Source organism: Comamonas odontotermitis (genome assembly GCF_020080045.1).
Taxonomy (GTDB): domain Bacteria; phylum Pseudomonadota; class Gammaproteobacteria; order Burkholderiales; family Burkholderiaceae_C; genus Comamonas; species Comamonas odontotermitis.
The window spans coordinates 2042970-2063927 of sequence record NZ_CP083451.1 but is presented as its reverse complement, the minus strand read 5'-3'; the positions used below and the strand labels follow the sequence as shown (position 1 = coordinate 2063927).

Annotated in this window: 17 protein-coding genes; 8 read left to right on the top strand and 9 right to left on the bottom strand. The window is 63.0% G+C overall.

The genetic code is table 11. From position 1 onward, the window contains the following. Positions 1-287: 287 nt before the first annotated feature. Positions 288-1478: an HPP family protein gene (locus LAD35_RS09630; protein WP_224152452.1), complete on the bottom strand. Its 1191-nt coding sequence runs from the start codon at positions 1476-1478 to the stop codon at positions 288-290. Positions 1479-1698: 220 nt separating this feature from the next. Here LAD35_RS09630 and asd point away from each other — a divergent pair, with 220 nt between their 5' ends. Then, positions 1699-2547, top strand: a complete 849-nt coding sequence (gene asd / locus LAD35_RS09625) for an archaetidylserine decarboxylase (RefSeq protein ID WP_224152451.1) — start codon at positions 1699-1701, stop codon at positions 2545-2547. 50 nt (positions 2548-2597) lie between these two features. Here the strand turns inward: asd and LAD35_RS09620 are convergent, their stop codons facing one another. Then, entirely contained in the window at positions 2598-3539 is a 942-nt protein-coding gene (locus tag LAD35_RS09620) for a pseudouridine synthase (RefSeq protein WP_224152450.1), read from the bottom strand. 175 nt (positions 3540-3714) lie between these two features. Between LAD35_RS09620 and LAD35_RS09615 the strand changes: the two genes are divergently transcribed. From LAD35_RS09615 to LAD35_RS09605, 3 genes are all read left to right on the top strand, one after another. Next, positions 3715-4983, top strand: coding sequence for a purine-cytosine permease family protein (locus LAD35_RS09615; protein ID WP_224152449.1), 1269 nt, complete (start codon positions 3715-3717; stop codon positions 4981-4983). A gap of 254 nt (positions 4984-5237) precedes the next feature. Next, complete coding sequence (sigJ, locus tag LAD35_RS09610) at positions 5238-6185, top strand: RNA polymerase sigma factor SigJ (RefSeq protein ID WP_224152448.1); 948 nt, start codon at positions 5238-5240, stop codon at positions 6183-6185. A 97-nt stretch (positions 6186-6282) separates the two neighbouring features. Next, a complete protein-coding gene (locus LAD35_RS09605; protein WP_224152447.1) occupies positions 6283-6768 on the top strand; it encodes a carboxymuconolactone decarboxylase family protein in 486 nt (161 codons plus the stop codon). Here LAD35_RS09605 and LAD35_RS22380 read toward each other — a convergent pair. Next, a complete protein-coding gene (locus LAD35_RS22380; protein ID WP_396022783.1) occupies positions 6695-6946 on the bottom strand; it encodes a pantoate--beta-alanine ligase in 252 nt (83 codons plus the stop codon). The genes LAD35_RS09605 and LAD35_RS22380 overlap by 74 nt on opposite strands. On the opposite strand from LAD35_RS22380, the gene LAD35_RS09595 reads away from it, so the two are divergent. The 3 genes from LAD35_RS09595 (at position 6945) to LAD35_RS09585 (ending at position 9098) form a co-directional block, all read left to right on the top strand. Further along, on the top strand, positions 6945-7430 hold the full coding sequence (locus LAD35_RS09595) for an ASCH domain-containing protein (RefSeq protein WP_224152446.1): 486 nt from the start codon (positions 6945-6947) through the stop codon (positions 7428-7430). The genes LAD35_RS22380 and LAD35_RS09595 overlap by 2 nt on opposite strands. A gap of 362 nt (positions 7431-7792) precedes the next feature. Further along, on the top strand, positions 7793-8743 hold the full coding sequence (locus tag LAD35_RS09590) for an MrcB family domain-containing protein (RefSeq protein WP_224152445.1): 951 nt from the start codon (positions 7793-7795) through the stop codon (positions 8741-8743). Further along, positions 8736-9098, top strand: a complete 363-nt coding sequence (locus LAD35_RS09585; RefSeq protein WP_224152444.1) for a nucleotide pyrophosphohydrolase — start codon at positions 8736-8738, stop codon at positions 9096-9098. Before LAD35_RS09590 ends, LAD35_RS09585 begins: the two co-directional genes overlap by 8 nt. A 354-nt stretch (positions 9099-9452) precedes the next feature. Here the strand turns inward: LAD35_RS09585 and LAD35_RS09580 are convergent, their stop codons facing one another. The 3 genes from LAD35_RS09580 to LAD35_RS09570 are packed head-to-tail and all read right to left on the bottom strand — an operon-like array spanning position 9453 to position 15357. Beyond that, positions 9453-10922, bottom strand: a complete 1470-nt coding sequence (locus LAD35_RS09580) for an efflux transporter outer membrane subunit (protein ID WP_224152443.1) — start codon at positions 10920-10922, stop codon at positions 9453-9455. Further along, the gene (locus LAD35_RS09575) at positions 10915-14100 is read right to left on the bottom strand and encodes an efflux RND transporter permease subunit (protein ID WP_224152442.1); all 3186 of its coding nucleotides are present in this window, start codon (positions 14098-14100) and stop codon (positions 10915-10917) included. Before LAD35_RS09575 ends, LAD35_RS09580 begins: the two co-directional genes overlap by 8 nt. A 12-nt stretch (positions 14101-14112) precedes the next feature. Then, positions 14113-15357 (bottom strand): efflux RND transporter periplasmic adaptor subunit, encoded by a 1245-nt coding sequence (locus LAD35_RS09570; RefSeq protein WP_224152441.1) that lies wholly within the window; start codon positions 15355-15357, stop codon positions 14113-14115. A 216-nt stretch (positions 15358-15573) separates the two neighbouring features. On the opposite strand from LAD35_RS09570, the gene soxR reads away from it, so the two are divergent. Next, the gene (gene soxR, locus LAD35_RS09565) at positions 15574-16122 is read left to right on the top strand and encodes a redox-sensitive transcriptional activator SoxR (protein ID WP_224152440.1); all 549 of its coding nucleotides are present in this window, start codon (positions 15574-15576) and stop codon (positions 16120-16122) included. A gap of 349 nt (positions 16123-16471) precedes the next feature. Here soxR and LAD35_RS09560 read toward each other — a convergent pair whose 3' ends face one another. From LAD35_RS09560 to LAD35_RS09550, 3 genes are all read right to left on the bottom strand, one after another. Beyond that, positions 16472-17656 (bottom strand): MFS transporter, encoded by a 1185-nt coding sequence (locus LAD35_RS09560; protein WP_224152439.1) that lies wholly within the window; start codon positions 17654-17656, stop codon positions 16472-16474. Between the two features lie 141 nt (positions 17657-17797). Then, complete coding sequence (locus tag LAD35_RS09555; RefSeq protein WP_224152438.1) at positions 17798-19210, bottom strand: 3-deoxy-D-manno-octulosonic acid transferase; 1413 nt, start codon at positions 19208-19210, stop codon at positions 17798-17800. Between the two features lie 39 nt (positions 19211-19249). Beyond that, positions 19250-20638 carry a phosphomannomutase/phosphoglucomutase gene (locus LAD35_RS09550; protein ID WP_224152437.1) on the bottom strand — a complete coding sequence of 463 codons (1389 nt, stop codon included), beginning with the start codon at positions 20636-20638 and terminating at the stop codon, positions 19250-19252. Positions 20639-20958: the final 320 nt, after the last annotated feature.

Sequence of the window (20958 nt, the reverse complement as noted above, 5' to 3'; positions counted from 1 at the left end):
GAGCCGCTAACACAACTCAGTAAATCGCAGATTTGCGGTTGAGACGAGGCGCCGGGCCGCGTTAGGCGAAGCCGCAGGCAGTACAGACGTACGACCAGGCTGGGCGCCCCCGGCGAAGCAACGACGTATCAAGGGTTGTATTGGCGGTTCTTAGCGGTGCGCAGTGTAACCGCATGCCCTGGACACGCGAATATGAGCCCCTATCGAAAAGAGAGCGGTCCGCGCGCATCCCTCCTGGCCTTCCATGCGCCACATGCCAAAGGTTCAGACAGGGAAAGCGCCTGCAGCTATGCTTTTTGCAGCACCTGGGTCGTGTGCGCCGAGGCCAGGGATTTGGCCATCACCCGGATGAGATCGGTCTGCGTGACCATGCCCACCAGCCTGCCCTGCGCATTGATGACGGGCAAGTGCCGCAGATGGCCCCGGCTGAACACCGCGATCAGATCCACCACGCGGTCATAGCCCTGCACCGTGGCAACCTCCTCGGTCATCAGCTCACCCACCACCACGGCCGCCTTCTTCTTGCGCAGCACGAGCGACTTGAGACGGTCGCCCAAACCGGCAGGCGCCTGCGACAGCGCCTGGTTGAGCAGGTCGGTCGAGGTGATGATGCCCTTGACCTGCATTTTCTCGTCCACCACCGGCAGCGCCTTCACGCCATGCTGCTGCATGCGCTCCCAGGCCTGCTGCACCGGCGCATCGGCCGTGGTCACGAACACGGGGTGCACCATGATGTCTTCGCAGCGCAGGTCGCCCAGCGTGCGCTTGAAAGCGGCCTGGCTCGCCATGTGCACCAGGGCTTCCAGATCGGCGCGGCTCACATCGAGCACGCCGTTGAAATGATCGAGCGCCGCATCCAGATCCACCCCTTCGATGCGCATATTGCGCGCATCGCCTGCGGCTGCGGGTTTCTGGCTGTGCTGCGGCGCCGGGTAGCGCTTGCCGGTGGCGCGGCTGTACAGGGTAGCCAGCACCACCAGCAGCACCAGATTGGTGGCCACCGGATAGGCCAGCACCGATACATCGGTGCCATGCTCCAGCGCAATCCACATGGCCAGTGCGGCGCCCGGCGGGTGCAGGCAGCGCATGACCACCATCACCATCACCGCCAGACCGGCCGACACGGCAGCGGCGGCCGACGGGTCGTCGATCACCAGGGCCGCCCCCAAACCCGCCAGGCCCGAAAGCACACTGCCCCCGATCACCGGCCAGGGCTGGGCCATGGGGCTGGATGGCGTGCACACCAGCAGCAAGGCGCTCGCCCCCATGGCCGCAAACAGCCAGGGCGCGTGGTGGCTCTGCCCCCACCAGCGGCTCACAAGGCCGGTGAGCAGCAGGGTCAGCCCCACGCCCACCACCATGCGCAGCAACTCCTTGCCGTTCACATGCGAAGAAGACGGCCAGAAATTGCGCAGCCACTGGCGCAGGCGTTCGGCGCGGACGGGAGGTTCAGGAGTGCGTTTGCTGTCGTCAGGCATGGATCAGGGAGAAACTGCGCAATATTGACCTGCATCATAGACAAGGGCGGCGCGACGTGTCTGCCCGGCTGGAATGCCCGACCGCCCATCCACGCGCCACGGTAGCCCAAAATGGCTCCGGCACCGCATATTTGTTGCCATCTACGGGCTTACCCGGCGTCAACTTGTCAAACAGATGACACAGTCTCGCTAGAATCGGCGGTTTACTGTGAAACCCTCTATGCGTGACCGATTTGCTGTTCTGCCCCAATACTTGCTGCCTAAAAAGTGGATGACCGCTCTGGCTGGCAAGCTGGCATCGGCCCGCCTGGGCGGAGCCACCACATCCTTCATCGGCTGGTTCGTCCAGAAGTACCGGGTCAACATGGAAGAAGCCGCCGAGCCGGACATTGCCCGGTACGACAGCTTCAATGCCTTCTTCACCCGTGAGTTGCGCGCCGGCGCCCGCCCGCTTGCCCAGGCTGACCTCGTCTGCCCGGTGGACGGCGCCATCAGCCAGTGCGGCGCCATCGAGCACGACCAGATCTTTCAGGCCAAGGGCCACCACTACAGCACCACGGCCCTGGTGGGCGGCGATGCCGAGCTGGCCGCGCAGTTCAACAACGGCCAGTTCGCCACCATCTACCTGAGCCCGCGCGATTACCACCGCATTCACATGCCGCTGCGCGGCAAGCTGCAGAAGATGATCTATGTGCCGGGCGATCTGTTTTCGGTGAACCCCCTCACCGCACGCGGCGTGCCGGGCCTCTTTGCGCGCAACGAGCGCGTGGTCTGCGTGTTCGAGACGCGCATCGGCCCCGTGGTGATGGTGCTGGTGGGTGCCACCATCGTGGGCAGCATGTACACGACCTGGCACGGCCAGGTGAACCCGCCGCGCTCTAGCAAGGTACGCAGCTGGGATTACCAGACCCAGCCCATCGTGCTGGAGCAAGGCGATGAAATGGGCCGCTTCCTGCTGGGCTCCACGGTCGTGCTGCTGCTGCCACCCGGCAAAACCGGCTTTGCCGCCGACTGGGCTGCGACCAAGCCCGTGCAACTGGGCGAAACCATGGGCAGCTTTACCGCCTGATTTTCAGCCTTTTTTACCTCTTGCGCTTATCCATAAAGCGCCCAATGCTATCATTTTGGAATTTCAAGCAGTTGCAGACGGCTGCGAAAGCGGTGCACCTGCCCGCTCACCGGATCGGTAAAGGCCAGCTCCTTGGCCAGCAGCTGCAGCGGGCTTGAAAAGTCACCTTCGGGCGGGTCGTTCACCTCGGGGTAGAACGCATCGTTGCGGATGGGAATGCCCAGTGCCGCCATGTGTACCCGCAACTGGTGCCGCTTGCCGCTGATGGGCTCCAGCGCATAGCGCGCCCAGGCGCCGTTCGATTCGATGATGGCCATCCGGGTGTGGCTGTTGGGCGTGCCCGGCACCTCGTGCATCAGAAAAAAGCGCTGGCTCTCTTCCATGCGGCTGTGGTGTTCGCGCGGAAAAGCCAGATCGGCACGCACCGGAGCCACCGCCTCGTAGCTCTTGTGCATGGCCCGGTCGCGGAACAGCGCCTGGTAGGCGCCGCGCGTGGCTGCATCCTTGGACAGCAGCACCAGCCCTGCGGTGTCGCGGTCGATACGGTGCAGCGGCGACAGCCCGGCATTGCCGGTGGCCCGCTTCAGCCGCACCAAAAGCGAGTTCTGCACATACTTGCCAGTGGGCAGCACAGGCAGAAAGTGCGGCTTGTCCACCAGCAGAATGCGCTCGTCCTCGTACAGAATCGCCGCTTCAAAGGGAATCGGGGTCTCCTGCGCCCAGGCGCGCCAGTAGTACACCCGCTGACCCGGCACAAAACGCTGGTCGGCACGCAAGGGTTGGCCTTGGGCATCCACAACGTCGCCCGCCTGCATGCGCGCCTGCCACTCCTGCCGCGCCACCAGCGGCAGCCGCTCGGCAAGGTAATCCAGCAGCCAGCCGTCGCCCTGCGAAGGCAGCACCACGCAGCTAGGGCTCACGCCATCGCGCATCCAGGTGTGCGGAGGGCCAAGGGCTGCATCTTCGGGCGAAGGGGTTACAGATTCATTCATTGCACGCGTCATGACGCTGGCGATTGTAGGCCTGTGTTGTCATCCCTCGGAGCGCGCTGCGCCGGTATGGCGCTGCTGCAGCAGGGGATTGGCGGCAAGGCACAATAGCGCCTCCGTCGCACCCAGGCAGGGCCAGACTCGAACCTCGGGCGAAGCAAGACAAGACACAACAACCATGAGCAGCAACACCTCCTCCCCCTCCAATGCAGCGCTCACGCCGGTTCAGGCTGGCGAGCGCGTGTTCAGCGGCATGCATCTGGCCTCACTGTGGTTCAGCCTGGGCGTTGGCCTTCTGGTCATGCAGGTGGGTGCCTACCTGATGCCCGCCCTGTCGCCCCAGCAGGCCATGCTGGCCATTGTGGGAGGCTCCATTGTCGGCGCGGGCCTGCTTGCCTGGGTGGGCAAGCTGGGGTGCGACACCGGGCTGTCGAGCGCAGGCCTCATCCACCATGTGTATGGCCGCCACTTTGCCAAGCTGCCGGTGCTGCTCAACATCGTTCAACTGCTGGGCTGGGGCGCTTTCGAACTGGTGGTGATGCGCGACTCCACCGTCGCCATCGGCCGCCAGGCGGACAGCATGCAGGCCGATTACTGGCCCTGGGCCGCCACCCTGCTGTGGGGCGGCCTGCTGATGGCGCTGATGCTGGGCTCGATGGTGCACCTGGTGCGCCGGCTCATCTCACGCATTGCGCTGCCGCTGGTGGTGCTGTCGCTGCTGTGGCTGACCTGGCAGTTCACCCATATGGCGAGCGCACAGGGCTTTTCTGCACTGTGGAGCCGCCCCGGCGCAGGCGGCATGGGCGTGATGCCCGCACTGGACCTGGTGGTGGCCATGCCCATCTCGTGGCTGCCACTGGTGGCTGATTACTCGCGCTACGGCAAAAACGGCCGCTCGGCCATGGCCGGCACCTGGCTCGGTTTTGGCATTGCTAACGTATGGTGCTACGCCCTGGGCGTGCTCGTGGCCCTGGTGCTGCCCAGCAAGGACCTCGTCGCCGCCCTGCTGCTGGCCCAGGGCGGCCTGATCGCCCTGTCGCTGGTGCTGCTGGACGAGGTGGACAACGCCTATGGCGACGCCTACTCCGGCGCCGTATCGGCCCACAGCGTGCTGCCCGCCTGGAGCGTGCGCGCCTGGGGCTTGGTGGTGGCCGCTGCCTGCACCCTGCTCGCCCTGGTGCTGCCCATGCACAGCCTGGAGCCCTTCCTGCTGCTGCTCAGCTCGGTATTTGTGCCCCTCTTCGGCGTGATTCTGGGCCGCCTGTCGTTTGGCGGCTACCAGCGCACTGCCGTGCAGGCACCGATCCACTGGCTGCCGGTATGCATCTGGCTGTGCGGTATTGCCCTCTACCACGCACTGGCAGCCTGGGCGCCGGTCGCTGGTTCCGCGATTCCTACGCTGGTGGTGACGTTTGTGGTGGCGTTTGCTACGCGGGCGAAGGGGTGAGACAAGCTGGACTGATTGCTTGCAGCCGTCCCTGACCTGCCAATAGACATCCGCCATGCAAGGCCCATACAGCCTTTCAACCTGGCAAATCAAACCTGACGCAAGTGCCAGAGGTATAGGCGCGTTCAACGGTCTTCCCCTGCACTTTGCAGCGCGTCGGGCTTCAAAGGTGCCTGGTCATTCATGTCACATCCTTGACGGCTATTTCGTCATACTGGCATGCCTCGCTTGGGGGCAGGCACGAGACTGCATTCATGATCCAGAAAAACCTATTCTCACCCGACGAACGCGCTCGCCGTTATGACACCGAGCACGCACGCAGGCTGCGGGCCCTGGCCTATCGCATGCTCGGTTCGCGCGCCGAAGCGGAGGACATCGTGCAGGACACCTGGTTGCGCTGGGTCGAGGTGGATGAAAGCACCATCGACAATCCGGGAGCCTATCTGTCACGCCTCGCCACCCATCTGTGTCTTGACAAGCTGGGATCTGCCGCCGCACGACGCGAGCAGTATGTGGGTATTTGGCTGCCCGAGCCTTTGCTGGAAGACGAGATTCTGTTTGGCTGGGCACCCAATCCTGAACGACAGGCAGAGTTTGCTCAGGACGTATCGGTGGCATTCATGCTGGCATTGGAACGTCTGTCACCGCTGGAACGTGCTGCCTTCCTGTTGCACGACGTGTTCGATCTGGAGTACGACGAGATCGCTCGCCATCTGGGCCGCAATACCGACACCTGCCGCCAGTTGGCCAGCCGAGCACGCCGCAATGTCAAGGCTGACTATGCACGCCGCGAAGTCGCCGAGGAAGAGCGCCAACGCCTCTCTGAGGCCTTCGCAGAGGCCATACGCACCCAGGACATCAGTGCTTTGGCACAGGTACTGGCCGAGGATGCGGTGATGCTCGCCGATGGAGGCGGCAAGGTCAGCGCAATCACAAAGCCGCTGCGAGGCAATGTCGGCATTGCCAAAGCCCTGATTGGCTGGGCACGGCTGGACGACAACCGTGGCTGGCGCATTGTGCCAACCGTCGTCAATGGCCTGCCTGGCTGCCTGATCATCGACGATTGCAACCACGGCGAACTGGTGCAGACCATCGCCCTGGCCCCAGCCACCGATGCCGGAGGTGGCATCGGCGCAATTTACATACAGCGCAACCCGGAAAAACTGGCAGGCATCATGCAGATGCTGGCGGCGAAGGAATAGAGAAATTCGGTGCGCATGTCACAAAGCACCCGGCTATGTCGTCTTGTTCATGTATTGCGCTTTCTACAAGCCCCATACGCAAACCCACCTTAAGGAAATGACCATGACTGCAAATTCGCCGCGCCTCGACTACATGCAAATTTCGCCCGACCTGTTCAAGAAGTACGTTGCGTTCGGCATGGCCGGCAAACTGGACGAAAGCCTCGCCCTGCTCGTTGATATCCGTGCTTCACAACTGAACGGTTGCGCTTTCTGCCTGGACATGCACGTCAAACAGGCCAAGCTCCATGGCGAACGTGAACTGCGCCTGCACCACCTTGTCATCTGGCGTGAGTCCCATCTGTTCACACCGAAGGAGCGCATGGCCTTGGCCTGGACCGAAGCGCTGACGAAGATTGAAGGCGAAGGTGTCTCGGACGAACTCTATGCCGCCGCCCGTGAGCACTTCAATGAAATCGAACTCTCCGAGCTCACCTTCCGTGTTGTTGCCATCAACGGCTGGAACCGCCTCAACGTTGCCTTCCGCAGCCCGCCAGGCTCGAAAGATCGGATGTTCGGGCTGGACAAGGCCGGATTGAATTGAATCGACCCCAAAGTCGACGCATTGTGAGCGCCAGGCTATCTTCTGCGCGTGCGGTTTCTACGCCAGCGATCGCAATCGGCAGGGTAAACTGCCAAACCATGCGGCGCACCACCAAAAACTGCTGATAGTCTTTCATTGAGGTCTGAGTTACGCCGGGCTGCACAACAGATAGCACCATGACCATCCCATCTCACGTTCTGACTATGTGGTCCGCATTCTGTCTGGAGGAAGGCGGAATCGAAGACGGAAGATTCTACGAAGCATTCGGCTTCGGGGACTCACCGTCTATGGCTGATGAACTCGGAAAGCTGGTGCTGGCTGGCATCAAGCGCGCAACTGCCGGATCCGTCTGGTCGTACGAGTCGAGCGGCAAAGGTATACCCAAGCCCGGTGACTTGAGCGTGGTAACCGACTCCAATGACACCCCCCTGTGCATTATCGAAACAGTTCAAGTTGATATTGTTCCGTTTCATGCCGTTTCGGAGGAGTTTGCAGCAACCGAGGGAGAAGGTGATGGCTCTCTCGACTACTGGCGCAAAGCGCATTTCGAATACTTCACAAGAGAATGCGAAAGATCAGGCCGCTCTTTCAGCCACGAAATGCTGCTCGCATGCGAGCGATTCCGTGTGGTGCATCCGCGAGCGGCACGCAGTACGGTCTAACCTCTCGCTAAGCGGTGCGCCAATGGCAGATCATCGGGCCCGCTATGCTTGTACACAGCACATTTTTACCCGCTCGGGCTTGGAGCTATCGCTGTCGCCCGCCTAACGCCGGCGCTGAACATCCGCTTACATGTGCCACTAGTGGAGGCTCTTGGCCCGCAGCGCAAATGCACCGATGTACTGGGGAGCGGCCCCCCCGAGACACAAGCCCAAGGGGAAAAGTCAGTTGTCAGCGAGGTCCACGAACTGGAGCTACCGTCCAGGATTGGCTAATTGATCTTCTCCAAATCCGTCTGCCTCATGTACAACGGGTATGCTGTCTGCATTTATTGGGGTTGGGTCCGCTGATGAAGGATACGTCTATGGGATTACGCGATGGATTTGAACGAGTGCTAACAGAGTATCCCATAGCAAGCCAAGAAGTCTTTACGCAGCATACATTAGCCAATTTCATCCGAGGCGGGTTGCGCGATGCTGTTGCCATCGCAGCCGGAAAAGACGAGCGTTTGCTTTTCAAGGGTAGTGCTGGCCAAGGTAACTGGGCGCGCGGTCCTTGGGTTGCTGTTTTTGACAAACTCGTAACGGCTAGTGCCCAAAGTGGTTATTACCCAGTCTATTTATTTCGCGAGGATATGACAGGGCTCTACCTTAGCCTCAATCAGGGGATGACGGAGGCCAAAAAGCTATACAAGTCGGACGCCAAGACTGCGTTGAAATCGCGTGCAGCTAACTACCGTGCCATGCTTGGAAAAGAGATTTCTGGTTATCCAGAGATAAGCATTGATTTGCGCCCATCGGACCCAACTAACGACACCGCATTTTACGAAGCCGGAAACATATGCGCCAAGTTCTACGCCCTGGGGAACCTTCCGAACGAGGTGCAACTGAGTCGGGACCTGACCAATATGGTCCAGCTATATGATGTACTTTTTAAAGGCGAAACCAATAGTGAAGTGAGCAATACAACCATTGAGGGTGACGAGCCCCCAGAAATGGCATATGAGGATGCCACTCGTTTCCGCATGCACAAACGTATTGAACGTAACGCCGGCCTGGCAAAGGCTGTAAAAAAGCATCATGGCTATTGCTGCCAAGTATGCAATACAAATTTTGAAGCTCTTTATGGGGTGATTGGCAAGGAATACATTGAAGCCCATCACCTCAAGCCGCTGGCCTCGCTCAAAGGAAAGAAGGTTGCCATGGACCCTGCAATGGATTTTGCGGTGCTTTGCGCAAACTGTCACCGTATGATTCATCGCTCAGGATTTGTCGACGACATCAACCAATTCAAGAAAGAACACTATCGTGGCTAAATCATCAGCAATAAATTTGGTTGAACTACGCGATGAACTCCGGGTCTTTGCTGCTGAACGTGATTGGGACCAGTTTCACACCCCAAAAAACCTAGCTTCAGCCTTGAGTGTTGAAGCTGCGGAGCTACTAGAGCCATTCCAATGGCTAAAAACGGGTGAGCTACGCGAGTTAGATACCCGTAAGCAGGAAGCAATTCGAAATGAATTGGCTGACGTGCTGATTTATCTCGTACGTCTTGCGGACAAGCTTAACATTGATTTGTTGGATGCTGCCTCAAAAAAGCTTGCACATAACCAAACAAAGTACCCCGCCGAGAAAGTTCGCGGGGACTCTCGCAAATATTTGGAGTACTAGGAGATTAGTTCCGCTTTGGGTCGGCAGCTCCAAGCTTACAAGAGTTGCCGTTCAGCTTGTCTGGCGCACTGCGATTCAGCAAGTTTTCGGTTGGAGGCGCGCAGCGAACCTCTGAGCAAATAGTAGGTCAACACCTGGTATCGGCGGCAGCGGTCACAGGTTTACAGCTTAGGACTGCAATCTGCCTGGAGGGGCCGATCAAACGGGTGTGACGATCTGCAGCTTTTGGCTGGTTACACGCCTTGCACCAAACGCTAAGCAATAGACATCCACAAACAACCTGCGTCCCGCAATCAAAAAAACCGCCTGAGGTGATCCCCTCAGGCGGCTTTGGGTTTCATGCACAGGTGTCTCTCAGCCTTCGCCGTCCCCTGCCCCGCGCACCTCACCACCATCCTGCCACCCTCCCGCCAGCGCCTTGTAGACGGCAATGCTGTTGCGCAGGGCCTCCACCTGGCTTTGTGAGCTGGCGTCCTGGGCGGCGAGTTGCTCGCGTTGGGCGTCGAGCACTTCGTACAGGCCGATGGTGCCTCCCTGGTACATGCGCTGTGCGAGTTTGGATGCTCTGTCGCGCTGCTGCGTGGCGGTAGTCAGCACCAGCAACTCTTCGCGGCTGCGGTTGGCGCGCACCAGGGCGTTTTCGGTTTCCTCCAGGGCCTGCAGCACGCTCTGCTGGTATTGCGCCAGGGATTCGGCGGCGCCCGCTTCGCTGGCCGCAATGCGTGCGCGCACGCGGCCTATGTCCAGAAACGACCAGTCCACGCCCAGGAAGACGCTGCTGGTGGCGGTGCTGCCCTTGAAGAGGTCGTTGCCGCCGAGCGCAAAGCTGCCCAGGAGCCCGCCGATGGACAGCCGCGGAAACAGGTCGGCCGTGGCCACGCCCACACGCGCCGTGGCGACGTGCAGGCGCGCTTCGGCAGCCGCAATGTCGGGGCGGCGGCGCAGCAGTTCGCCAGGCGTGTCTGCGCGCGGCACTGCGGGCAGGCGGGGCAGTTCCTGGGCGCTGTCGAGCATGGCGATCAGATCGCCGGGCGGCAGGCCTGCCAGCACGGCCAGGCGGTGCTGCAGCACGGCGGCTTGCGCCTGCAGGTTGGGAAGGCGCGCCTCGGTGCCCAGCAGCAGAGCGCGGGCGCGGCTGGCGTCTAGGTCTGTCGCCATGCCTGCCTGCAGGCGCCGCTCTACCAGTTGCAGGGTGTCGCGCTGGTTGCGGGCATTGGCCTGGGCGATCTGCAGCCGCAACTGGGTGCCGCGCAACTGTGCGTAGCTGTCGGCCACCTGCGCGGCAATCACCACCTGCAGCGCGGCCAGATCGGCCTCTGTGGCCAGTCTTTGCGCGTGTTGCGCTTCCACGGCGCGGCGCACGCGGCCAAACAGGTCTACCTCCCACTGCGCGGCAATGCCTGCGTTGTAGCTGCGGGTGGAGCGCGGCTGGCCGGGGCTCAACTGATCCTGGCTCTGCTTTTGCTGGGTGGCGCCCGCATTCATGGTGACGGTGGGGAAGCGGTCCATCTGCGTCTCGTTCAGCACTGCATCGGCTGCCTGCAGGCGTGCCAGGGCTGCGCCCAGGTCGTGGTTGCCGCCCAGTGCCTGGCGCACCAGGGCTGTGAGGGTGTCGTCGCCAAATTCGCGCCAGAAGGCGGCGTCGCGCACGTCGACCGATGGCAGCGGGGCCGCGTCTGTCCCCGCCCTCGCCTCCTGCCGGGCAAACTGTGCGGGCGTTTGCACGGTGGGTGCTGCGCTTTTGAAATCCGGCCCCACGGCGCAGCCGGACAGCGCCATGCTGCATGCCAGGGTCATGCTGCTCAACAGAAGGGGTTTAGCCATGGACATGCTCCGAAGGGGGAATTGCAGAAGAAGGGGTTTGCGGATGCTGCCGCAGTTGCGTGCCGCTGAGCTTGCGCAGCGTTACGTAGAACACGGGCGTGAGGAACAGGCCGAAGATGGTGACGCCCAGCATGCCCGAGAACACGGTGATGCCGGTGGCGGCGCGCACCTCGGCGCCTGCGCCATGGCCGATGAGCAGCGGCACGGCCCCGGCGATGAAGGCAATCGAGGTCATCACGATGGGGCGCAGGCGCAGGCGGCAGGCCTCGCGCGCGGCATCCCAGATGCTGGCGCCCTGCATTTCCAGCTCGCGGGCAAATTCGACGATCAGGATCGCGTTCTTGCAGGCCAGGCCCATCAGCACCACCAGCCCCACCTGCACGAAGACGTTGTTGTCTCCGCCCGAGAGCCACACGCCAAAGAGCGCCGCGCAGATACACACGGGCACGATCAGGATGACGGCGAGCGGCATGGTCCAGCTCTCATACAGCGCCGCCAGCACCAGGAACACGAGCATCACGGCCAGCGCAAAGACGATGGCTGCCGCATGGCTTTGCTCCACCTGCTGGTAGCTCATCTCCGTCCAGGCCAGATCGATGCCCGGTGGCAGCACCCGGTCGGCAATTTCGCGCAGCTTGGCCAGCGTTTCGGCAGACGAGAGCACATGCGGGTCGGCATCGCCAATCAGGTCGGCTGCCGGAAAGCCGTTGTAGCGCAGCACCGGGTCGGGCCCGTAGCTGGGCTCCACGCTCACCATGGATGCAAGCGGCACCATGTCGCCGCGGCTGTTGCGGGTCTGCAGTCTGCCAATGTCTTCTGCGGTCTGGCGGTAATCTGCATCGGCCTGCAGCATGACGCGGTACACGCGGCCAAAGGCGTTGAAGTCGTTGACATACACCGAGCCCAGGTAGGCCTGCAGCGTCTGGAACAGGTCGTTCAGCGCCACGCCCTGGGCCTTTGCCTTGGTGCGGTCCACCTTGACTTCCAGCTGCGGAATGTTTGACTGGTAGGCGCTCACCGGGTAATGCATGCCCGGCGTCTTGGCGATTTCGGCCTGGAAGGCGCCCAGCGCCTGCTGCAGCGCAGCATAGCCAAGGCCCGCCCGGTCTTCCAGAAACAGCGAGTAGCCCGAGCCATTGCCCAGCCCCTGGATGGGCGGCGGCATGAGCGCGTAGCCAAAGCCGCCATCCATGCCCGAGAGCTTGCCGTTCAGCTCTGCGCTGATGTCAGCGGCGCTGCGCTGGCGCTCGCCAAAGGGTTTGAGGATGACGTAGGCGCTCGTCAGGTTGGGGGTGTTGGTGCCCTGCAAGGCGTTGAGGCCAGCGAACGCGGGCACGGAGTGCACGCCCTCCACCGACAGCGCATGTTTGGTGAGCTCGCGCGTCACCTCGTCGGTGCGGCTGAGCGATGCGCCTTCGGGCAGCTTGGCACCGGCAAAGAGGTAGAGCTTGTCCTGCATGGGGATGAAGCCGCCGGGCACAGTGTTGAACAGCCAGGCCGTGCCGCCCAGCAGCGCCACGTACACCACAAATACCACCCCGCGCATCTTGAACGAGCGCCCCACAACCTTCTCATAGCCGCTTGCGCTGCGGTTGAACATGCGGTTGAACCGTTGGAAGAACCAGCCCAGGCCCGCATCCATGCCGCGTGCCAGCCAATCCTTGCGCGCGCCGTGGCCTTGCAGCAGCTTGGCGGCCAGCGCTGGCGAGAGCGTGAGGGAGTTGATCGCCGAGATGACGGTGGAGATCGCAATCGTCACCGCAAACTGTTTGTAGAACTGGCCCGTGATGCCGTCGAGGAAAGCCATGGGCACGAACACCGCACACAGCACCAGTGCAATGGCGATGATGGGGCCGGACACTTCCTTCATCGCCAGGTGCGCAGCCTCTCGCGGGCTATGGCCTTTTTCGATGAAGCGCTCCACGTTCTCCACCACCACGATGGCGTCGTCCACCACGATGCCGATGGCCAGCACCAGCCCGAACAAGGTCAGGGTGTTGATCGAGTACCCCAGCAGGTAGAGCCAGGCGAAGGTGCCGACGATGGACACCGGCACGGCCAGCAGCGGAATGATGGAGGCGCGCCAGGTCTGCAAAAAGACGATGACGACCAGCACCACCAGAATCACCGCCTCGATCAGGGTGCGCTGCACCGCCTGGATGGAGTCGCGCACGAACACCGTAGGGTCCCACAGGTACTCGAACGAAGCGCCCTGCGGCAGGGTGGCCGAGAGGCGATCGAGCGTTTTGTATACCTCGTCAGCCACACCCAGCGCATTGGCGCCAGGCGTCAGAAAGATGCCGATGGCCGCCATGTTCTGGTTGTCCAGCGCGGCGCGCAGGGTGTAGTCGCTGGCGCCCAGCTCGATGCGGGCCACATCGGCAAGGCGCACGATCTGGCCGTCAGCGCCGGTTTTCAGAACGATGTCGCCAAACTCCTGTTCGGTCTTGAGACGGCCTTGCACATTGATCGACAGCAGTTTCTCCGTGCCCTTGGTGCTGGGCTCGGCGCCCAGCTGGCCTGCGGAGACCTGCACGTTCTGCTCGCGTATGGCGGCAATCACCTGGTTGGCCGTCAACTGCCGGGCCGCCACCTTGTCCGGGTCGAGCCAGATGCGCATGGCGTAGTCGCCCGAGCCATACACGCCCACATCGCCAATGCCGGGCAGGCGCGCGAGCTCGTCCTTGACCTTCAAGGTGACGTAGTTGCGCAGGTAGAGCGTGTCGAGCTTGCCATCGTTCGATGCAAGGCCCACGTACATGAGCGGCGTGGCCGATTGCTTTTGCGTGGTGATGCCGTATTGCCGCACTTCCTCGGGCAGGCGGCTTTGCGCCTGGCTCACGCGGTTCTGCACGCGCACGGCGGCAGCATCGGGATCGGTGCCGGGGCGGAAGGTGGAGACAACCTGCAGGCTGCCGTCCGACGCGGCCACCGATTTCATGTACATCAGCCCTTCGACGCCATTGATGGCCTCCTCCAGCGGCACGGCCACCGATTCGGCAATCTCCTTGGGGTTGGCGCCCGGGTAGGTGGCGCGCACCACCACGCTCGGGGGCACCACTTCAGGGTATTCGCCCGAAGGCAGCTGCGGAATGGCGATCAGACCGACGGCGAACATGATCACCGACAGCACGATGGCAAAGATCGGCCTGTCAATAAAGAATTTTGAAAAATCCATAGCACCCTCCGCTTATTGGCCGGGCGCTGTGGCCAGTTTTTCTTCTGACAGAGCCGCCTGGGGCTTGCCCGCCTCGGCCTGTGGCTTGGGGGCCAGCGGCATGCCTGGGTAGTAGATGCGCTGCATGCCTGCCACCACCAGCTGGTCGCCCGGCTGCAGGCCCGCTTCCACAATCCGCCGGCCCTCGAACATGCGGCCGAGCTTCAGCTCGCGCCGCTCGGCGCGGCCGCCCTCGCCCACCACGTAGGCGTATTTGCGGTCCTGGTCGGTCAGCACCGCCTTGTCGTCGATCAATACCGCCTGAAAATCGCTGCGCCCCTGCATCTGCACGCGGGCAAACATGCCGGGCGTGAACAGGCCCTGATCGTTGGCAAGCGTGGCGCGCACGGTGAGCGTGCCCGTCTGCGGATCAAGCCGGTTGTCGGTAAAACCCACCTGGCCGGTGTGCGGAAAGCCGTCTTCGTTGGCAAGGCCAATGCGCACCTGCGCGGCTCCTGCGCCCCCGCTCCCCCCCGTACCCTTGCCCTCAGCCTTGCTCGCTACCGCCTGCTGCCTGCTGCGCAGCAGGCTTTGCTCGTCGGCATCAAAGTACACATACACGGGGTTTTGCGACACCACGGTGGAGAGCACGCTCTGGTTGGCCTGGGCCAGGTTGCCTGCCGTGAGCACGGCGCGCCCCGCCACACCGCTGATGGGCGAGCGCACCTCGGTAAAACCCAGATCCAGCTGCGCAGCAGCCACGGCGGCCTCGGCCGCCATCACTTCTGCCGATGTCTGCGCCAGGGTGCCTGCGCGGTTGTCGGCTTCTTCGGCAGAGATGGCGCGGTCTGCCAGCAGGTCGCGGGCCCGCCGGTCCTGCGTTCTGGCCAAGGCCTGCGCCGCCTTGGCGCGCTGCAGCTGGGCCTGGGCGCTTGCCAGCGTTGCCTTGTAGGGCCTTGCGTCGATGGTGAACAGCACCTGCCCCTTGCGCACAGCCTGCCCTTCGCTGAAGTTCACGCTGTCGATGTAGCCGCCCACGCGGGGGCGGATTTCCACGCTCTCCTTGGCGGCAATGCGGCCATTGAAGCTGTCCCATTGCTGCACCGGATGCAACTGCACCTGCGCTGTACTGACCTGTGCTGGCGGCGGCTCGCCTGCGGCAGCAGATTCACTCCCTCCGCTGGCCTGCTTGCAGGCGGTTAAACCGACTAGCGCCATGCTGGCCGCAGTTGCCAGGCCGGTGCGCACAAACCAGTGCGCGCTGATTGCTGATGTCATTGTTCAATTCCATGAGTGGACGGCAAACCCGAACCGCAGGCGCGACCGGGAGCCCCATCCGTTGGCCTGCCAGACCGGAGTGCTGGCAGACATGAAGGCAAAGCACGAGCGTGGCCGCAATGACCACACAGAGACAAACCCTGCTTTTGCCCGTTGCTGCGCAGCATTTTTCAAGTTAAAGTAAGCTTTAAGTCAATGAAAAAATGGATTACCACCATGAATCCTGGGGATGATGAGCTGCTGCCCATCGGCATGATTGCGCAGCGCAGCGGGGTCAACGCCTCCGCATTGCGGTACTACGAATCGCTGGGTCTGATCGAATCCGTGCGCAGCGGCGCGGGCCACCGCCGCTACCGGCGCTCCAGCCTGCGGCGGGTGGCCTACATCGTGTTTGCCCAGCGCCTGGGTTTTCAGCTCGAAGAAATTGCCGCGCAGCTCGATGGGCTGCCCAAGCACCATGCGCCCACGGGCGATGAGTGGAGCAGCATCTCGAAAACCTGGATCAACCGCGTCGATGAGCGCATCCAGGAGCTGATGCACCTGCGTAGAAGCCTGGAAGACTGCATTGGCTGCGGTTGCCTGTCGATGAAGGTGTGCAACGTCTTCAACCGCGCCGACTGCATTGCAGAAAATGGCGCCGGCCCCCGGGTCTGGCTTGGCGACCGGCTGGTGCCCGCGCAGGACGAAAGCTGCCACGGATGCGCTGCAGGGCCCTCACCACATGGGCTGGACACGGGTCGGGATACACCGCAAGGCGCCTGTTGAAGGCAATCGCTGTCGCCACTGGCGAAGAAGACAGCGCAGCGGCTCGCGCCAGACGGTGTTCAGACCGCGATCAGACCATGGCCGGGCGTGTTGCTCGCGCCCGCAGCGCGGCGCTCCTTAGAACGTGTTTACGATCTCTACGCAGCCGCGTTGGAGTGCAATCGGGATGAGTTCGAAGCGCTGGGCCGCAGTTTGCACCGGGGTGCAAGCAAGGGCGAGCGCGAAGAAATCGCCCGATTTCACTCCAACCCGTAGGGACAGTGGGTTTGGGGACGCCCAGTTAGGGGCGCTCGGTCAGGGGCGCCCCGCAAAGCCACTGTCGCGGCGCGAGGAGATCGTAAACACGTTCTTACAGCTTGCGGGCCAGCCACACGCCGCAGGCGGCCAGAGCCAGCAGCATCCAGGCCACCGTCGTCCACCCTCCCGCCTGGGCCAGCACGCCGGCCGCCAGCGGCCCGAGCAACTGCCCCACATAGCTGCCCTGCAGCATGAAACCAATGGTGGGCGGCACCAGCGCCGCGCTGGGCGCGGCCTTGGGCGCGCCTGCAGTCAGGGCGCCCGGGATGGAGCCCATGCACCCGGTCATCAGCATGGCAACGGCCACCGACGCCTGCATGGGCAGTGGAACCCAGAACAGCAGCGAAATGCACACCGCACCGATGGTAAAACCTGCCCCCACCACCCAGCGCGGCGGCACGCCACGCCGCATCAGGGCACCTGCACTGATATTGCCCAGCACATTGACCGCCACGATGGCGGCGCTCACATAGCCCGCCTGCCGGGCCGACAGGCCCAGCAGATCGCGCAGCAGCAGGGGCAGGAAGCCGGAAAACGCGAAATAGATCATCGCGTACGTTGCAAAACAGAGGGCGATGAGCTGCGCCCCTCGCGCCTGCGCCACGCTGCGAATGGCGCTCCATGCGCCGCTGCCCACAGCGGTTGACGCCAGCGCCGGCATGGCAGGCAGGCACAGCCACAGCACCACGCCACTGGCCACGGCCAGCCAGCCATTGAGCTGCCACAGCAGCTGCCAGGACACGGGGTAACCCAGCGACGCCGCCACGGTGGCGCCCAGCATCATGAGGGCAATGCCGCTGGGCACCGCCGTGCTTGACAACGCCATGGCCAGGTCGCGCTCGCGGGGCGCGGCCTGGCGCCCTACCACGCTCGACGCGCAGATCAACAACACGACCACCGCAATGCCTTCCACCACGCGCGACGCGATCAATAACCCGATCCCCGTGGCAAAGCTGCCGGCAAAGTTGGTCAATGCCAGCGCCGCCACCCCGGCGCACAGCACCTTGCGCGCATCGAAGCGCGAAACCATCAGGCCCAGCGGCATGGCCAGCACGGCGCCCACAATGGCGAGCGACGAGATGACCAGGCCGGTTTCCCGCAGGCTCAGGTGCAGCGGCGCGCCTTGCAGGAGTGGCAGCGCAATGATGGCCTTGCCAATCTGGAAGGCGGCATTGAGTGCCGCAAAGATCGCCAGTGCAATGGTGCGCCAGGAGGTGTGATGGGGTTGTGCTTGCATATCCGCCAGATCAAGAAGAACAGGAAATGGCCTGCAGTCTAAAAATTGAAGCGCACTTGAAGTCAATGCCAATTCTGGCTATCGCATCCCAAGCCTCCAGCTATCCGCAATCACGGCGGCGCCTCGTAGAGGCAGAAGCCTTCAGCCGCGCGACTCTTCGTCGAAGATCGACGCTTCAAAACCGGTGTTCACAAAGCCTTCGGTCGACTCCAGCAACGCGGCGATCATCTGCGCGCTGGCTTTGGCGGCCCCCCGGTGGTGGTGCGCAAAATGCAAGGCGGCCTGCTGCATCCTGCTGCGCAGCGCAGGCTGGGTGGCAATCAGCACGGCCTGTGCAATGCCCTGTGCCATGCCGTCAACGCGCAGCGCAGCACCGGCCTCTGCACTGCTGGCAGCGGCCTGCGTAAAGTTGAAGGTGTGCGGCCCCATCACCACCGGGCAGCCGCAGGCGGCTGCCTCGATCAGGTTCTGGCCGCCCAGGGGCGCAAAGCTGCCGCCCAGCAGGGCTGCATCGGCAAGGCCATAGTACAGCTGCATCTCGCCCATGCTGTCGCCCAGCCACACATCGGCAGCCTCCGGGCCACCCTGCCACTGGCTGCGGCGCGATACGCTCAGGCCCGCGCCGGTGAGCAGCTTTTCCACTTCGTCAAAGCGCTGCGGATGCCGGGGCACGATCAGCCACTGTACAGAGCACAGGCTTTGAGAAGGCGTCTCAGAGGCATGAGATGCTTCGCTATCGATAGCATCTGGCGCTTGCTGAGCGGGCGCAAGCGCCTTGCTTTGCAACACCACGTCCAGCCACAGCTGTTCCTCACCTTCTCGGCTGCTGGCCAGAAGGACCACCGGCTTTTGGGCGCCTTGCCGCCACGCCTGGCCCTGGCCCAGCTGCTCGGCATCGGGCTGCACGTCGAACTTCAGATTGCCCAGCACGGCCTGCACCGGCGCACCCACCTCGCGCAGGCGCGCCGCATCAGCGTAGCTTTGGGCAATGACGGCAGACAGTCCCTGGTAGGCGGGGCGCGAGAGCCATGCAAGCCGTTTGGCACCGCGCCACGATTTTTCATTGAGCCGCGCATTGGCAAGCACCAGCGGCACATGGGCCTTCTGGCATTCGGCAACGAGCCCCGGCCACATCTCGGTCTCCATCAGAATGCCGATGGCGGGCCGAAAGCGGCGCAGAAACGACCGCACGGAAGCCTTGTCATCCCACGGCTGCCAGACCTGGATGTCTCCAGGCAAGAGCAGTTTTCTGCCCTCTTCCCGGCCAGTGGCCGTGCCGTTGGTGAGCAGCAGGCGCAACGAAGGGATCTGCAGGCGCAGCTCGCGCAGCAGAATGGCGGCGGCTCGCGTCTCCCCCAGCGAGACGGCGTGAATCCACACCAGCGGCATATCGGGCAATGCCTGGTAGGCGGGTATATCGCCGTAATCACCAAAGCGCTGCTCCACCGCTTCGGCGTAGCCGGGCTCGGCCACCGCGCGGCGGGCCAGCTTGCGCCGCACCAGCGGCCGCGCCATGCGCGCCGCACAGCGGTAGAGAATCAGGCTCAGTCCCATGGCGCTTTCCTGGCGGCGTTGGCGTTCGTGGCGGGGGTGTCAGTGCGCAGCGCTGCCAACCACGGCGTCCGGCTTGACCTTCAACAGCAGGGCTTTCATGTCCTGCTCGATGCGGTGCAGCGCGGCCTGGTTGTGGCCCTCGAAGCGCAGCACCAGCACGGGGGTGGTGTTGCTTGCGCGAATGAGGCCAAAACCATCGGGCCAGTCGACGCGCAGGCCGTCAATGGTGTTGATGACGGCGGGCGCTGCAAAGGCGGCAGGCGCCATTTCCTGCAACTGGGCGGTGAGCTTGTGCGGCTCGCCCTCTTCGCAGGCAACGTTCAGCTCGGGCGTGCTGTAGCTGGTGGGCAGGGCATTGAGCACGGCGCTGGGGTTTTGCGCGCGACTCAGAATCTCCAGCAGGCGGCAGCCGGCGTAGGTGCCATCGTCAAAGCCGTACCAGCGCTCTTTGAAGAAGATGTGTCCGCTCATCTCGCCGCCCAGCGGTGCATTGGTTTCGCGCATGCGCGCCTTGATGAGTGAGTGGCCGGTCTTGAACATCACCGGCTTGCCACCTGCCGCCGCGATGGCGGGCGCGAGGCGCTGGGAGCATTTCACGTCGTAGACGATCTCCCCCCCTGGCACGCGCGAGAGCACGTCCTGCGCAAACAGCATCATCTGGCGGTCGGGGAAAATGTTCTGGCCGTCCTTGGTGACGATGCCCAGGCGGTCGCCGTCGCCATCAAAGGCCAGGCCCAACTCGGCATCGGAGTTCTGCAGCGCTTCGATCAGATCCTTCAGGTTCTCGGGCTTGCTCGGATCCGGGTGGTGGTTGGGGAAATTGCCATCCACCTCGGAAAACAATTCGGTCACCTCGCAACCCAGCGCGCGGAAAATGCCCGGCGCCGTGGCCCCGGCAATGCCGTTGCCGCTGTCCACCACAATCTTCATCGGGCGGGCCAGCTTCACATCGGACACGATGCGCTCCTGGTAGGCCTGCGTCACATCGGCCTCGCGCACCTTGCCGCCGCCCTGCATGCGCCAGGCTTCCTTTTCCATAATCTGGCGCAGCTTCTGGATCTCGTCGCCGTAGATGGCGCGGCCACTCAGCACCATCTTGAAACCGTTGTAATCCTTGGGGTTGTGGCTGCCAGTGATCTGAATACCGCTGTGGCACAGGGTACTGGCTGCAAAGTACAGCATCGGCGTCGTGACGCGGCCAACGTCGATCACTTCGACGCCCGCCTCCACAAGACCCTGGATCAGCGCGCGGCCGAGCTCATCGCCCGAGAGCCGGCCATCGCGGCCCACGGCCACCACCATCTCGCCTGCGGCCAGGGCCTGCTGGCCAAAGGCGCGGCCGAGTTTCAGCGCAACGCTTTCGTTCAGCGTGCTGGGCACAATGCCGCGAATGTCATAGGCTTTGAAGATCGATGGAGAAATCGGCACAGTACGAAACCCTTTGGTTGGCCCGGCGCACACAAAAACGGCTTCGCTCGGAAGCCGCAATGCCGGGAGCAGGCTATTGTAGGCACTGTGTGAGCCGCTTCCGGCCAGAAGGCACACGGCCCCTGCCTGTCAACAAGAGGAGTAGGGGGGCAAAATGGACTGCAACCGCCCAACGGGCTTGCGCTATAAGCTATAAAATAAGTAGCAATCAACACAGCGCATCAATTCGGCGCAAGAATGTCACCAATCACGGCCCCCGCTCCCGCTAGCATGGAGCATCTGTTACCAGCATCTGTCCACGGCCTTTTCCGGCCGTGACA

What these genes read in the sequence shown, in the direction of transcription:
- LAD35_RS09630 (WP_224152452.1), bottom strand. Translation starts at nt 1,478, where the DNA reads ATGCCTGACGACAGCAAACGCACTCCTGAACCTCCCGTCCGCGCCGAA.
- asd (WP_224152451.1), top strand. Translation starts at nt 1,699, where the DNA reads ATGCGTGACCGATTTGCTGTTCTGCCCCAATACTTGCTGCCTAAAAAG.
- LAD35_RS09620 (WP_224152450.1), bottom strand. Translation starts at nt 3,539, where the DNA reads ATGAATGAATCTGTAACCCCTTCGCCCGAAGATGCAGCCCTTGGCCCT.
- LAD35_RS09615 (WP_224152449.1), top strand. Translation starts at nt 3,715, where the DNA reads ATGAGCAGCAACACCTCCTCCCCCTCCAATGCAGCGCTCACGCCGGTT.
- sigJ (WP_224152448.1), top strand. Translation starts at nt 5,238, where the DNA reads ATGATCCAGAAAAACCTATTCTCACCCGACGAACGCGCTCGCCGTTAT.
- LAD35_RS09605 (WP_224152447.1), top strand. Translation starts at nt 6,283, where the DNA reads ATGACCATGACTGCAAATTCGCCGCGCCTCGACTACATGCAAATTTCG.
- LAD35_RS09595 (WP_224152446.1), top strand. Translation starts at nt 6,945, where the DNA reads ATGACCATCCCATCTCACGTTCTGACTATGTGGTCCGCATTCTGTCTG.
- LAD35_RS22380 (WP_396022783.1), bottom strand. Translation starts at nt 6,946, where the DNA reads ATGGTGCTATCTGTTGTGCAGCCCGGCGTAACTCAGACCTCAATGAAA.
- LAD35_RS09590 (WP_224152445.1), top strand. Translation starts at nt 7,793, where the DNA reads ATGGGATTACGCGATGGATTTGAACGAGTGCTAACAGAGTATCCCATA.
- LAD35_RS09580 (WP_224152443.1), bottom strand. Translation starts at nt 10,922, where the DNA reads ATGGCTAAACCCCTTCTGTTGAGCAGCATGACCCTGGCATGCAGCATG.
- LAD35_RS09575 (WP_224152442.1), bottom strand. Translation starts at nt 14,100, where the DNA reads ATGGATTTTTCAAAATTCTTTATTGACAGGCCGATCTTTGCCATCGTG.
- LAD35_RS09570 (WP_224152441.1), bottom strand. Translation starts at nt 15,357, where the DNA reads ATGACATCAGCAATCAGCGCGCACTGGTTTGTGCGCACCGGCCTGGCA.
- soxR (WP_224152440.1), top strand. Translation starts at nt 15,574, where the DNA reads ATGAATCCTGGGGATGATGAGCTGCTGCCCATCGGCATGATTGCGCAG.
- LAD35_RS09560 (WP_224152439.1), bottom strand. Translation starts at nt 17,656, where the DNA reads ATGCAAGCACAACCCCATCACACCTCCTGGCGCACCATTGCACTGGCG.
- LAD35_RS09555 (WP_224152438.1), bottom strand. Translation starts at nt 19,210, where the DNA reads ATGGGACTGAGCCTGATTCTCTACCGCTGTGCGGCGCGCATGGCGCGG.